The organism is Bifidobacterium samirii, assembly GCF_003952945.1.
Taxonomy (GTDB): domain Bacteria; phylum Actinomycetota; class Actinomycetes; order Actinomycetales; family Bifidobacteriaceae; genus Bifidobacterium; species Bifidobacterium samirii.
Genome location: NZ_QXGK01000001.1, coordinates 183,279 through 196,544, shown reverse-complemented (window position 1 = coordinate 196,544; position 13,266 = coordinate 183,279). Strand labels below are relative to the sequence as shown.

Annotated in this window: 14 protein-coding genes and 1 tRNA gene; 10 read left to right on the top strand and 5 right to left on the bottom strand. The window is 67.6% G+C overall.

The window, feature by feature from the left end:
- The first annotated feature begins 33 nt into the window (after positions 1-33).
- Entirely contained in the window at positions 34-774 is a 741-nt protein-coding gene (locus tag D2E24_RS00775; RefSeq protein WP_125967412.1) for a phosphoglyceromutase, read from the top strand.
- 150 nt (positions 775-924) lie between these two features.
- Here the strand turns inward: D2E24_RS00775 and phoU are convergent, their stop codons facing one another.
- Complete coding sequence (gene phoU, locus D2E24_RS00770) at positions 925-1,605, bottom strand: phosphate signaling complex protein PhoU (RefSeq protein WP_125967411.1); 681 nt, start codon at positions 1,603-1,605, stop codon at positions 925-927.
- A gap of 183 nt (positions 1,606-1,788) precedes the next feature.
- Between phoU and D2E24_RS00765 the strand changes: the two genes are divergently transcribed.
- A complete protein-coding gene (locus D2E24_RS00765) occupies positions 1,789-3,210 on the top strand; it encodes a sensor histidine kinase (protein WP_241222786.1) in 1,422 nt (473 codons plus the stop codon).
- Between the two features lie 11 nt (positions 3,211-3,221).
- Here the strand turns inward: D2E24_RS00765 and D2E24_RS00760 are convergent, their stop codons facing one another.
- Both D2E24_RS00760 and serC read right to left on the bottom strand, forming a co-directional pair.
- Positions 3,222-3,476 (bottom strand): hypothetical protein, encoded by a 255-nt coding sequence (locus D2E24_RS00760; protein ID WP_125967410.1) that lies wholly within the window; start codon positions 3,474-3,476, stop codon positions 3,222-3,224.
- Positions 3,477-3,614: 138 nt separating this feature from the next.
- Positions 3,615-4,757: a phosphoserine transaminase gene (serC, locus tag D2E24_RS00755; protein WP_125967409.1), complete on the bottom strand. Its 1,143-nt coding sequence runs from the start codon at positions 4,755-4,757 to the stop codon at positions 3,615-3,617.
- A 257-nt stretch (positions 4,758-5,014) separates the two neighbouring features.
- On the opposite strand from serC, the gene D2E24_RS00750 reads away from it, so the two are divergent.
- The 3 genes from D2E24_RS00750 to D2E24_RS00740 all read left to right on the top strand — a co-directional run bounded on the left by D2E24_RS00750 (position 5,015) and on the right by D2E24_RS00740 (position 8,069).
- Complete coding sequence (locus D2E24_RS00750) at positions 5,015-5,977, top strand: CHAP domain-containing protein (protein WP_125967408.1); 963 nt, start codon at positions 5,015-5,017, stop codon at positions 5,975-5,977.
- 120 nt (positions 5,978-6,097) lie between these two features.
- The gene (locus tag D2E24_RS00745) at positions 6,098-6,859 is read left to right on the top strand and encodes a C40 family peptidase (protein ID WP_125967407.1); all 762 of its coding nucleotides are present in this window, start codon (positions 6,098-6,100) and stop codon (positions 6,857-6,859) included.
- Between the two features lie 172 nt (positions 6,860-7,031).
- The gene (locus tag D2E24_RS00740) at positions 7,032-8,069 is read left to right on the top strand and encodes a universal stress protein (RefSeq protein ID WP_125967406.1); all 1,038 of its coding nucleotides are present in this window, start codon (positions 7,032-7,034) and stop codon (positions 8,067-8,069) included.
- Between the two features lie 185 nt (positions 8,070-8,254).
- Here the strand turns inward: D2E24_RS00740 and D2E24_RS00735 are convergent, their stop codons facing one another.
- Complete coding sequence (locus tag D2E24_RS00735) at positions 8,255-8,668, bottom strand: OsmC family protein (protein WP_125967405.1); 414 nt, start codon at positions 8,666-8,668, stop codon at positions 8,255-8,257.
- Between the two features lie 437 nt (positions 8,669-9,105).
- Here D2E24_RS00735 and D2E24_RS00730 point away from each other — a divergent pair, with 437 nt between their 5' ends.
- From D2E24_RS00730 to D2E24_RS00710, 5 genes are all read left to right on the top strand, one after another.
- Complete coding sequence (locus D2E24_RS00730; protein ID WP_125967404.1) at positions 9,106-9,978, top strand: thymidylate synthase; 873 nt, start codon at positions 9,106-9,108, stop codon at positions 9,976-9,978.
- Positions 9,979-10,185: 207 nt separating this feature from the next.
- Positions 10,186-10,836 carry a dihydrofolate reductase gene (locus D2E24_RS00725; protein WP_125967403.1) on the top strand — a complete coding sequence of 217 codons (651 nt, stop codon included), beginning with the start codon at positions 10,186-10,188 and terminating at the stop codon, positions 10,834-10,836.
- Positions 10,837-10,902: 66 nt separating this feature from the next.
- Complete coding sequence (locus tag D2E24_RS00720) at positions 10,903-11,421, top strand: low molecular weight protein-tyrosine-phosphatase (protein WP_125967402.1); 519 nt, start codon at positions 10,903-10,905, stop codon at positions 11,419-11,421.
- Between the two features lie 26 nt (positions 11,422-11,447).
- On the top strand, positions 11,448-12,338 hold the full coding sequence (gene trmB, locus D2E24_RS00715; protein ID WP_125967401.1) for a tRNA (guanosine(46)-N7)-methyltransferase TrmB: 891 nt from the start codon (positions 11,448-11,450) through the stop codon (positions 12,336-12,338).
- 127 nt (positions 12,339-12,465) lie between these two features.
- Positions 12,466-12,540, top strand: a tRNA-Glu gene (locus D2E24_RS00710).
- 38 nt (positions 12,541-12,578) lie between these two features.
- On the opposite strand, the gene D2E24_RS00705 is transcribed toward D2E24_RS00710, so the two are convergent.
- The gene (locus D2E24_RS00705; protein ID WP_125967400.1) at positions 12,579-12,962 is read right to left on the bottom strand and encodes a hypothetical protein; all 384 of its coding nucleotides are present in this window, start codon (positions 12,960-12,962) and stop codon (positions 12,579-12,581) included.
- Positions 12,963-13,266 lie beyond the last annotated feature (304 nt).

The window sequence follows — 13,266 nt, the reverse complement described above, 5'->3', positions numbered from 1 at the left end:
CGTCGGGGGAGTTACGGCGGTAGACTGGGGCCTATGACTTACAAACTGGTACTGCTCCGTCACGGACAGAGCGCATGGAACAAAACCAATCAGTTCACCGGCTGGGTCGACGTCCCGCTGACCGAGCAGGGTGTCGAGGAGGCCAAGAACGGTGGCCGCCTGCTCAAGGAGAAGAACGTCCTCCCGGACATCGTCTTCACCTCGATGCTGCGCCGCGCCATCAACACCGCCAACGTCGCGCTGGATGAGGCCGACCGCCTGTGGATTCCGGTCAAGCGCAACTGGCGTCTCAACGAGCGTCACTACGGCGCTCTGCAGGGCAAGAACAAGACCGAGATCCGCGAGGAGTACGGCGACGAGAAGTTCATGCTGTGGCGCCGCTCCTACGCGACCCCGCCGCCGGAGATCGATCCGAACGACCAGTACTCCCAGAACAACGACCCGCGCTACGCGGGCGATCCGGTTCCGGAGACCGAGTGCCTGGCCGACGTGGTCGAGCGCGTCAAGCCGTACTTCGAGTCCGACATCATCCCGGAGCTCAAGGCCGGCAAGACCGTCATGATCGCCGCCCACGGCAACTCGCTGCGCGCCATCGTCAAGATGCTCGACGATCTGACCGAAGAGGAGATCGCCAAGGTCAACATCCCGACCGCGATGCCGCTGCTGTACGAGCTCGACGAGAACTTCAAGCCGATCAAGCCGCGTGGCGAGTATCTGGACCCGGAGGCCGCCGCCGCCGGTGCCGCCGCCGTCGCCGCCCAGGGCCAGAAGTGATCCGGCCCGCCCACCGGCACCGTCGCCAGCGACGGCCGGTGAGGCGAGGGAGCATATAGCGCAGGAGGGCGGGAATCCCATCAGGGGTTCCCGCCCTCCTCTCGTATGCGGATCCTCTCGTATGCGGATCCGCATACGAGAGGCATCGGACTATTCGACCGAACCGTCCTCGTCCGGACCCGGCTCCTTGCTCGGGTCGAACCCGGACACGATGAACACGACACGCCTCGCCGCCGACACCGCATGGTCGCCGATGCGCTCCATGAACCGGCCGAGCAGCACCACGTCGATCAGCTGCTGGTTCGTGCCGTCCCAATCATCCGACAACGCCAGTTCGAACGTGCGATGATGCATCGCGTCGAGCTTGTCGTCGTTGCGGATCACCCGGTCGGCGATGCGCGCGTCACGGTCCGACAGCATCGCCACCACATTGTCGGCCGTCTCGCTCAGGAAATCCTGCATCTGCGAGAACACCTCGACCGCATCCGCCGGCAGCGGCGACTCCGGATAGGCGCAGCGCGCCGACTCGGCGATATGCTTCGCCAGATCGCCCATACGCTCGAACGTGGCCGCCAACCGCAGCGTCGACACCACGACGCGCAGATCGGTCGCCACCGGCGTCTGCTTGGCCAGCAGACGCACGCACTGGTCGATGACGCTCGCCTCAAGCTCGTCGATCCGCGCATCGCCGTCGATGACCGCCTGCGCGGCCTCCACGTCACGACGCAGCAGCGCATCGCCGGCCAGATTGATCGCGTTGCGCACGTCCTGCGCCATGCGATCGAGATCGTCGGCCACCGCCTTCATCTCCTCGTTGAAAATAACGCGCATAGTAACCCTTTCCTGTTCGCGTGCAACTACCCTCCAGTGTAGAGGCGCCGTCTCTCGCCACCCGCCGCACGCACCCCGCCGCACACGCAGTTCAGCGAACGTTCATCTTCCCGACCGCACCCGGCAACCCGAACCGTCGCATACGCGGGATGCCGCCACGGGCGCCTGTGGAACAATGACGGTATGCCCCAGCAACTCCAGACCCTGATCGTCGCCGCGCCGTTCGCGCTCATGGCGCTCGCCGCCGTGACGATGGTGCTGTTCCGCATCTACGATGCGGTCCGTCCGCTGTTCGACAACCGCTTCGCCGCGGGCGTCGGCTCCGGTTCGTCGCGCGCCGCCGCCGACGGGTCCGTCTCCGGCGGTTCCGCAGCCGGCGAGGATGATGATGAGGATGACGAGGACGATGATGAGGATGGTCGCGCCGACGTGCGGCCCGGTGCCGCGGCCGTCGGCGGTCCGATCGCCCGACTGCGTGCCCGCCTAGGTGCGCGGTTGCGTACCCGTAGGCGCGGCCGTTGCGGCGGCGCCGCCGTCTCGGAATCGACGAAAGCCGGGGACGAGGATCTCGACGAATCGACGACCGCGCTGCTGGCGATGCTGCCCCAGGCAGCGGTTGTCGTAGACCGGCACGGCGAGGTGGTGCGAGCCAACCACGCCGCGTACACGCTCGGCGTCGTCGACGACGATGCGATCATGGACGACCGGGTGCGCGAGGAGGTGCGCCGCGTGCTGGAGACGGGGGAGCGGCGCCGGTTCGACCTGACGACCCATACGCCCGACAGTCGCGGCGCCGACCCGGAATCCGCACTGCGGGTGCAGGGCGTGACCCGGCCCAACTGGCTCAAGGTGACGGTCGGACGCATCGGCGCGTTCGCCGTCATCCTGATCGACGACGTGAGCGGCACGATACGCTTCGCACAGATGCGCGACTCGTTCATCGTCAACGTGTCGCAGCAGTTGCGCAAACCCACCCAGGCGCTCGCCCAGCTCGCCGACTCGCTGGAGGATGACGCGCTCGACGCCGAGCAGATCTCCTGGAACGCGCATCAGGTGCGCGCCTCATGCGACCGGCTCGACCATATGGTCGCCGACCTGCTGCTGCTCATCGAAGCGCAGGAACCGGTCATGCCGTCGTCGGCGAACCGGGTGGAGGTCGCGCGCCTGCTGGCCGACGCGACCGGCATCGTCCACGACGCAGCGGCCCGTCGGCGCGTGCGCGTCGACGTCGACTGCGCGGACGGACTGACGGTCAACGGCGACGCTGGCCAGCTGGCCGCGGCCGTCGCCAAGCTCATGCACAACGCGGTCGTCTACTCATCGCCCGGCGGCGTGGTGCACGTCGCGGCGATGCCGTCCGCCGACGGGACGCAGGCGCTGATCCGCGTCATCGACCAGGGCGTGGGCATCGTCAAGGACGAACAGGAGCGCATCTTCGAACGGTTCTATCGCGGGTCGAACCAGACGGCGGCGTCGCGCGACGGCATCGGACTGGGATTGGCGATCGTCAAGCATGTGGCGCTGGCCCATCACGGCGGCGTGACGGTGTGGAGCATGCCCGGCAGCGGCGCCACGTTCACGCTTTCACTGCCGGTCGCCCTGTGATTGCAAGGCCGCTACGCGCCGAGACGCCGGTAGTCCCAGCGGTCGAAATGCTCCCAGATGAGCATCATCACGCCGATCACCGTGCCGCATGCGCACACCACGAGACCGCGCAGCACATCGAACCCGAGGAACAGCAGCACGGTGGCGACCACCAGCGACACCGTCCACAGCGCGGTGCCGAACAGGAACGTCTTGCGCAGGTCCACGCGCACGGGCTTGGGCGCCGGACGGCACACGTCCGGATTGATGATCGGTGCGAACTTCATACCCGTCACCTTAACCGCGGCCCCACCCCACGGCATGGTCCGCAGGGATGATTCCACGCCTCGCGAAACGACGGCGGCCGGACCATACCGTCCGACGGCCGCCGTCAAGGAAATGAGGGACCGACGATTCCGCCGCGCCTACAGCCGCTGCGCGACGTAGTCGACGCACTCGGTGAGCGCCTGCACGTCGGCCGGCTCGACCGACGGGAACACGCCGATGCGCAGCTGGTTGCGGCCCAGCTTGCGATAGCCGGACGTGTCCACGATGCCGTTGTCGCGCAGCGCGGACACGACCTGCGACGCGTTCACCGACGGATCGAGGTCGATCGTCACCACGCAGTTCGACCGCGCGTCCACGTCGGCGACGAACGGCGTCGCATAATCGGAACGCTCCGCCCACGAATACAGGATCGACGCGGACTTGGCGCACCGGGCGACCGCCCAATCCAGCCCGCCATGGCCGTTCAGCCAGCGCACCTGGTTCTCCAGCATGATCAGCGTCGCCACCGCCGGCGTGTTGAGCGTCTGATCCTTGCGCGAATTCGCGACCGCCGACGTCAGCGACAGGAACGGCGGCACCCAGCGGCGCGCGCCCTCCAGCTTCGCGCCCGCCTCGACGCGCTCGGCACGCTCCACCGCCTGCGGCGACAGCACGGCCACCCACAGGCCGCCGTCCGAGCCGAACGCCTTCTGCGGGGAGAAATAGTAGGCGTCGGTCTGCGCGATGTCCACCGGCAGCGCGCCCGCGCCCGACGTGGCGTCGACCAGCGTCAGCGCACCCTGCTCACGGCTGCCCTCCACGCGGCGCACCGGCGCCATCACGCCCGTCGACGTCTCGTTATGCGCCCAGCAGTAGGCGTCCACGCCGTCCGTCAGTTCCGGCAGCCGGTACGTGCCCGGCTCGCCCTTGAACACGACCGGCGACTCCAGGAACGGCGCCGACGCGGCCGACGCGGCGAACTTCGCGCTGAACGAACCATACGAGCCGAACGCGGCGCGGCGCGAGATCAGCGACGCGCACGCCATATCCCAGAAGGCGCTCGCGCCGCCGTTGCCCAGCGCGACCTCATAGCCGTCGGGCAGGGAGAAGAACTCGGACAGCCCCTCGCGGATCGAACCGACGATCCGCCGCACCGGAGCCTGACGGTGGGACGTGCCCAGCGGGGAGTGGACCGCCGCGGCCAGCGCGTCGGCCTGATCGTCGCGGATCTTGCTCGGGCCGGCGCCGAAACGGCCGTCCTCGGGCAGGAGTGAATCGGGGATGATGATCGTATTCGCCATGCCATCCAGCGTAACGGGACGCCGCCGCACGCCTGCCGAGGCGTCCGTTTGGCGGACCCGCGCATGGCCGGCGAACGGGCGGCGCAAGGCGGCCGCCGGCGTTCGCGGACACGCCGCCCCGGAGTCATCCCCGTGGACGATGACCGCCGCTCGTAGTAATGTGCTAGTGATGCCCGCGGCGTGACGTTGCCGTGAACGGCCATGAACGGCCATCGGAAACGACCGCCAGCCCGCAATCCGATAGGAGCGAATCAGTCATGAAGCATGGATCCCACAAAGCCCCCAAGGCCGTCGATCAGCGCATCGCATGGTCCGAGGTGTTCTCGTCGCGCAAGGGATCCCACAGCACCTCCAGCGTCCGTGCCGTGCAGATGGCCGCGAACAACGGCGCCATCCTCGGCCTCGACCAGGCGGTCGCCGACAAGCTCAACGAGCTTGCGCCGCAGACCCGCCGCGCCATGCGCGAGGCCGCCCGCGCCGCCGAACGCCGCTCCCACATCGTCGCCTCCACGTCGCTGGCCGCCCTCGTGGGCACCGCCGCCACGATGGTGGCGTTCTCCAACGCCGACGACACGACGTCGTTCCGACTCGCCGACGAGGCGACCACGACGATGCAGATCAAGCGCGTGGAGTCCACCTCCGCCTCCGCGTCGCGTTCCGAGGACCGCGCCGCGATCGGCTCGCTGACCGCCACGACGCAGCGGCAGACCACCAGCGACGGCGAATGGACGATGGACGGCGACGGCTCCGCCCTCGACACGAACGTCATGTCCCGCTCCACCGCCAACAACCCGTACGTCGCCGCGCTCATGGACATCGACTACGCGTCCCTGCCCGCCGGCTTCGACCCGAACCACGCCACCGGCGACAACGGCAACGCCTACCCGTACGGCCAGTGCACCTGGTACGCCTACGAGCGCCGCGTGCAGCTGGGCCTGCCGGTCGGCTCGCAGTTCGGCAACGGCAACATGTGGGGCGCCAGCGCCGCCGCGCTCGGCTACTGGGTCGACTCCACGCCGCGCCACGTGGGCGACATCGTCTCGTTCGCGTCCGGCCAGCTGAACGCCGACGCGACCTACGGCCATGTCGCGGTCGTCGAGCGCATCAACGAGGACGGCTCCATCGAGATCTCCGAGTCGAACGTGAAGGGACTGGGCGTCATCTCCAACCGCACGATCTCGGCCGCCGACGCCGCCTCGCTGACCTACATCCACTACTGATCCGCGGGTTCCCGGGACATCGGTCCGCGGCCTCGCCGCGCCTGCCGTCCACGTTGCGGATGATGCGTTTCCATATGCCGGCGTTCCGATGACCACGTCGCATAGTAGACTTCTGTCCTGATGAGTGTTAAGCGTATCCATACCGTGATTGCCGCCGTCGCCGCCTGCGCCTGCATGGCCGCGATCGGCGCCCCCATTGCCTTCGCCGCGAACGACGACGCCGCGGTGACCTCCTCGCGTTCCTTCCCCAAGGCCCAGACCGTCACCCGCGACCTGTTCGCCGAAGCGTCGGCCGTGAACGCCGAAACCGACGAGAACTGGGGCGAAGCCGAGAACCTCGACGTGCCGCAGACCAAGTCCCAGGCCGAAAAGGACGCCGAAGCGGCCGCCGCGGCCGCCGAGGAGGCCGAGCGCCAGGCCCAAGAGCAGGCCGCACAGGCCCAATCGCAGGCCGCAAGCCGTTCCTCCGACCGTTCCGGACTGACCGAAGGCACCGGCTCCTCCGCGACCGGCACCCTGCCGTCCGCCACGGGCAGCGCCACCGGCCAGGCCATCGCCGCGTTCGCCACCCAGTTCCAGGGCTACCCGTACGTCTACGGCGGCAACACGCCGAGCGGCTGGGACTGCTCCGGCTTCGTCCAGTACGTGTTCGCCCAGTACGGCATCAGCCTGCCGCGCTCGTCGGGCGCCCAGGCGGCGGTCGGCACCGCGGTCGGCAGCCTCGCCGAAGCGCAGCCGGGCGACATCATCGCCAACGGCGCCCACGCGGCCATCTACATCGGCGGCGGCATGGTCATCAACGCGCTCAACCCGGCGCAGGGCACGCAGATCACCGGTCTGGGTGTGTTCACCGGCGGCTATTCGATCCGCCGCGTCGTCTGACGCATCGCACGACGCATCGCATCGCAGCATTCCTTCGGACGGCCCTCCCCACGAACGGGAGGGCCGTTCCGCGTTTCGCGGGCGGGAAAACACGCGATCCGCACGGCAAGCGGGTATCCTAGGGTGGTGAGGCCGGCGCGCCGAAGCGTCGGAGGAATCCAAGGAGGTCGTCATGATCAACGACAAGGCCATTCTCGTGGGCGTGGACGGATCGCACGCCAGCTACAAGGCCACCTGGTGGGCCGCCAACTACGCCAAGCACGCCGGACTGACGCTGCAGATCGTGTGCGCGTACTCGCTGCCGAGCTACGCCGCCGTCTCGTTCGACGCCACGTACACCGCGATGGGGGACGACAACGCGGCACACAGCGACGCCCAGGAGATCCTGTCCAAGGCCAAGGCCATCGCCGACGAGCAGGGCGTCGAAGCCGCCACGCTCATCGTCACCGGCGACCCGGCGTCCGTGTTCGTGGAACTGTCGCGCAACTACAACCTGATCGTCATCGGCAACCGCGGCAAGGGCGGCCTGGCCGAACGCCTGCTGGGCACCACGTCGTCGTCGCTGCCCGCGTACGCGTACTGCCCGATCGTCGTCGTGCCCTACACCGACGACGACGGCAACCTGATGCACCTCAACAACACGATCACCCGCGTGGCCGTCGGTGCCGACGAATCCAAGTGGGGCCTCAAGGCGCTCGACATCGCCGCCGCATTCGCCGACGGCTGGGACGCCGAACTCGACGTGATCTCCGCCGTTCCCAAGATGCAGGGCGTCGACGCCGGCGACGCGGTCATGGAATCCTACATGGAGGATCTCGACATGCGCCTCAAGCCGATCACGGAACGCCACCCGAACCTGAAGATCCACAAGTCCGTCGTGCCCGGCTCGGCCGTCAACGCGCTCACCAAGGCCAGCTACGACCATGACGTCGTGGTCGTCGGCTCGCGCGGCCGCGGCGGCTTCACCGGCCTGCTGCTCGGCTCGACCAGCCAAGGCCTGCTCCAGCACGCCGTCACCCCCGTATACGTGGTGCCGCGCAAGTACGTGGAGGCCGCCGAGACGCGCCTCGACACCGTGCCCAGCTCGCCGGCCGAAGTGCCCGTCAAGTCGCTCGACGAGATCAGCGGCGTCGAGGAGGTCGCCGTGCCGACCGCCGCCGCCGAAGTCGCCGAGGCGATCGAGACGACCATCGACCCGCACCGCCAGTAGACGGTCCGGCAGGCTGTCGTCGTGACGGCCTGCCGTCGGACGGCCGACTGACGGCCGTCGACCGTAACGCAAGAAGGCTCCCCGAGGGGAGCCTTCGTCATATCCAGATGCGCCGGCGATGCGGCGGGACGGACGGGCGGTCATCCCGCCTACCGTCCCCGCCGCGGCCGTATCGGCGGCGACGGTCAGTGGCGGATCGTCACGTCCATGCGCACCGGCGTCTCCTGCACGTACGTGTGCTTGACGGTGCAGCCCTTGTCGACGTGGCGCACGATGCGCTCCTTGAGCTTCTCGGCGTCCTCGTCGCTCAGTCCGGCGTCGACGGCGTCGACGACCAGCTGCTCGTTGAAGTTGATGTACGCGTCATGGTCGGCGTCGTACGTGCCGTCCACGACGACCTTCGCGCCGTTGCCCTCGCCCAGCGTATGCTCGATGGCGAACTGGCTGGACAGCGCCGCGCAGCCCGCCAGCGCGATCTTCATCAGATCGCCCGGCGTGAAGACTCCTTTGCCATGACCGAACTTGATATGCGCGCCGTCGTCGCTGAACGCGTCCCACGAACCGTCCTTGTTGCGCTCGACCCACAGTCGCTTGCCCATGGATGCCTCCCTGTTCCTGTATCGGTGTGCACGACGGCGACGACCGCCGTCGGATGCTACCCAATGTAGCGCACCGCGGCGTGCGGCGGGCGGGCTGCGTCCGTCGGGCGGCGGTCGGGCGTCCGACGGCGGCGTCCGGGACGGTCCGTCGGGGTGACACGCCCGGATTGGTCGTACGGAACTGGGGTTGGGGGAGTCATGTCAGGGTGACACGCCCGGGTTGGTCGTACGGAACTGGGGGTGGGGGAGTCGTATCGGGGCGACACACCCGGGTTGGTCATACAGAACGGGGGTTGCCGGACGACATGCCGACGATCGGTGACGTAACCGCCGTTCCGTATGACCAATCCGGGCGTGTCGCCCAGGTGCGGCGCCTGACGGACGACGTTCATCCTCCGACGAACGCCCGTTTCCCGGCCCGCGGTTATGCTGGGTCCATGGCATTGACACCAGAACAGCTCGCGGACATCCGCACCCGTATCCCGGCCCGTCCGGACACCGACATCCCCACCCCCTACGAGGATCTTGTGCGCACGATCCTGACCGAAGGCAAGCACAAGTCCGACCGCACCGGCACCGGCACGATCTCCCTGTTCGGCCGGCAGATGCGCTTCGACCTGTCCGAATCGTTCCCGCTGCTGACCACCAAGACCGTGTTCTTCAAGGGCCTCGCGTACGAGCTGCTGTGGTTCCTCAAGGGCGCCACGAACGTGCGCTGGCTGCAGGAGCACAACGTGCACATCTGGGACGAGTGGGCCGACGAGAACGGCGACCTCGGCCCCGTGTACGGCGCGCAGTGGCGCAGCTGGCCGGCCCCCACGCCCGACGACCCGAACCGCACCATCGACCAGATCGCCAACGTGCTCGACCTGATCCGCAACCATCCCGACTCGCGCCGCATGGTCGTCTCCGCATGGAACCCGGCCGAAGTGGAGCACATGGCGCTGCCGCCGTGCCACGCCCTGTTCCAGTTCTACGTGGCCGACGGCCGCCTCAGCTGCCAGCTGTACCAGCGCAGCTGCGACATGTTCCTCGGCGTGCCGTTCAACATCGCCTCCTACTCGCTGCTCACGCTCATGATGGCACAGCAGGCCGGATTGGAGCCGGGCGAGTTCGTGTGGACCGGCGGCGACTGCCACATCTACGACAACCACATCGAGCAGGTGCTCGAACAGCTGTCGCGCGAACCCTACCCGTACCCGCGCATCGAGATCCGCAAGGCCGACTCGCTGTTCGACTATGCGTACGAGGACTTCACGATCGTCGACTACCGTCATCATCCGACCATCAAGGCGCCGGTGGCCGTCTGACGGACCGTCGGCGGCCATCTGACGGTCGTCCGACCAGCAGGCCGGACCGACGTCCGACGGCGGTCCCGACGGACGTCCCGTCGGCTGAATCAGACGTGCATGGACGACTCCGGACCGACCCCGGACCGACCCTACCGAGAGGCGAGTCCGCCCCGAGTCCGAGTCGTCCATTACACTTCTGACCCAGTTCGACCCAAGGAGACTGAAATGGAGCACGATAGTAGCCGCAGTGGCTATCACGAACCCGAGCCCGGGGTCGCCGGGCTGGAAGAGACCGAGGACTGGGGGGACGACTTCCCCAAGACCTTCTCGGTCAACCTCATCTGGGCCGAGGCCCGCGACAAGGACGGTCGCGACGGCGCCATCGGCTTCGCAGGCGGCATGCCCTGGCATTGCGCCGAGGACATGAAGCATTTCAAGGAGCTGACCGTCTCCCACCCGGTGATCATGGGCCGGCGCACGTGGGAGTCGCTCGACCCGAAGTACCGTCCGCTGCCCAACCGCGACAACATCGTCGTCTCGCACGACGCGCAGTACCGCGCGATCGGCGCGACCGTCGCCGAAAGTCTCGACGACGCGCTCGACTACGCGCGTCAGGAGGCCATCCCCGACGACGGCATGGACCGCAGCGAGATCTGGGTCATCGGAGGCGCGCAGCTGTTCCGCGAGGCGCTGCCGATGGCGACCAAGGCGTACGTGACGCTGCTGGACGCCGACGTGGACGCCGACACGTACGCGCCCGACATCCGCGGCCTCGTCGAATCCGGCGCATGGCGCGTCATCGACACGGGCGAACGCCGCCCGTCCAAGTCCGCAGGCGTGCGCGCCTACCGTTTCGTGACCATCGCCAAGGCCTGAGCGCCGGGATAGCACCGGATAACGCCGGACCGTACCGGACAACACCGGACAGAAAAGGGGAGTCCCATGACCAACCGACCGTATACCGTCATGACCGTCTGCACCGGCAACATCTGCCGTTCGCCGATGGCCGAGATCATCCTGCGCGCCGAATTCGAGGCGCGCGGCCTGGGCGACCGCGTGCGCGTCGTCTCCAGCGGCGTCTCCGACGAGGAGTACGGCAACCCGATCGACCGCCGCGCCGTACGCGTGCTGCAGGCCGACGGCTACCAGATCCCGGCACGCCACTTCGCGCACCGCATCACCCGCGAGGAGATCGAAGCGTCCGACCTGTTCCTGCCGATGACCGCGTCGCACATGCGCGCCCTGCTGCGCCAGCTGCCCGACGCCAAGCGCGGCGCCGTGCACATGTACCGCAGCTTCGACCCCGACCTGACCGTCGTCGCCGGCCACGAGGAAAGCATCGACCTCGTCGACCCGTGGTACGGCGGCGCCCACGAATTCCAGGTCGCCATCGAACAGATCGAGCACGTCGCCCCGTACATCGTCGACTGGGTCGCCGCCCGGCTCGACGACGAGCGCTGACCGGCGCTCGCCTTACCATCGTGCGTATGCAAGAAGAATGGAATGACACCACCGCCGTCGCGCCGACCGCCGACGGCGGGCCCGCCGCCGAACCGCCGACCGACGACGCCGCCGACCGCCCCGCGCTCTACGGACGCAAGGTCATGTCGTTCGTACGCCGGTCCGCACGCCTCGACGAACGACTCCAGCGCGCATGGGACACGTACGCCGACCGCTACCTGCTTGACGTCGCCGCCGGCGAAGGATCCCTCGCCGTACGCGACGACGTGCGCATCGACGCCGCGTACGTGAACGACACGTGGGGCAACGGGCATCCGCTCATCATCGAAATCGGCAGCGGCCAAGGCGAGAACATCGTCGCCGCGGCCGAAGCACACCCCGAACTCAACTTCCTCGCACTCGAAGTCTACGACCCCGGCGTGGCCCACACGCTCCTCCTCGCCGGCAAACGCGACCTCAACAACCTGCGCATCGCCCAGGTCAACGCGCCCGAACTCATCGCCGCATGCACCGACGGGGCGCTCGCCGAAGTGTGGACGTTCTTCCCCGACCCGTGGCCCAAGATGCGCCACCACAAGCGCCGCATCGTGCAGGCCGAACTGGCCGCCGACGTGCACCGCGCGCTCGTCCCCGGCGGCGCATGGCGCATCGCCACCGACATCGAGGACTACGCGCTGCACGTGCACGAAGTGATGGACGGCCTCGACGGGTTCGCCAACGCGGGCGGCGTGACCGTGAGCCTGCCGACCGAACACGTCGGCAAGGGCAACGCCGAGGACGCCGCCGGACTGCCGCACGCCGACTTCACCGAATCCGAACGGTTTGATGGCCGCGTGCTCACCAACTTCGAGAAGAAGGGTCTGGCCGCCGGTCGTGTCATCCACGACTTCACGTACCGCACGGTGAGCGCCGAATAGGCGAGGGGCAGCTGGGGGCGCGACGGCGGCGGTACGAAGTGCAGTACTGCAAAACCGTTGCGATTCCTTGCGACACGCCGTATGTTGCCAAAACCGGATGACTCGCGTATATTTAATCGAGTTGTCCGCCCCCATCGTCTAACGGTTAGGACACCAGACTTTCAATCTGACAACGAGAGTTCGACTCTCTCTGGGGGTACCAACGGCGGAAGCTGTGAAAAGCGCTGAAACTCAAAGGTTTCAGCGCTTTTCTGTTTTCCGGTCCGAATCGTTTTGGACGGATTCCGGGCGGTATCCGGGATGAGATGCGTGTCTTCTGAATACGGGAATGTTGCGGTGGGCAATGGTCCGAACGGTGGTGTCCGGGAGTGTCGTCGTCTTCTTGTTGCCGGCGGTCGGCGCAATGAGGCGGTGGGGGTAACCGTGACGATTGACGGTATATTCGGCCATGATGACGAACGATGAACCATAACGGTGGCCGGCCTTCCCACGGAACCCGGCCACCATCGTCGTGAAGCCGTTTCGATCCGCAGGGAGGTTACCGTGCTGAAGACTCTCGCGATTCAGTTGCAGTCGTTGACGGTCTGCCGGCGATGTTGGGAACGTGGCGTACTCTGGCGTCATGAACGACAATGACGGACGGGCGCAGCTGCCCGCAGGCGATAATCAGCCGCAGGCTTCGTACGAATCAACGGCGGCCGACCCCGGCACGTCGGCCGGCTTCGCATCGAACGATCCGGCCGGTCAGGGCGGATGGGCATCCGGATGCGCTCAGGCCGGTCCGGCGGGGGAGACGAATCAGGCTTGGCAATACGGGCAAGGACAGTACGGTTCGACCGGCTCATACGAGCAATACGGACAGTCCGGTCAATACGGTCAGCATGATCAATATGGCCAGCCGAATGCGGCGGCCCCATATGCGCAGACC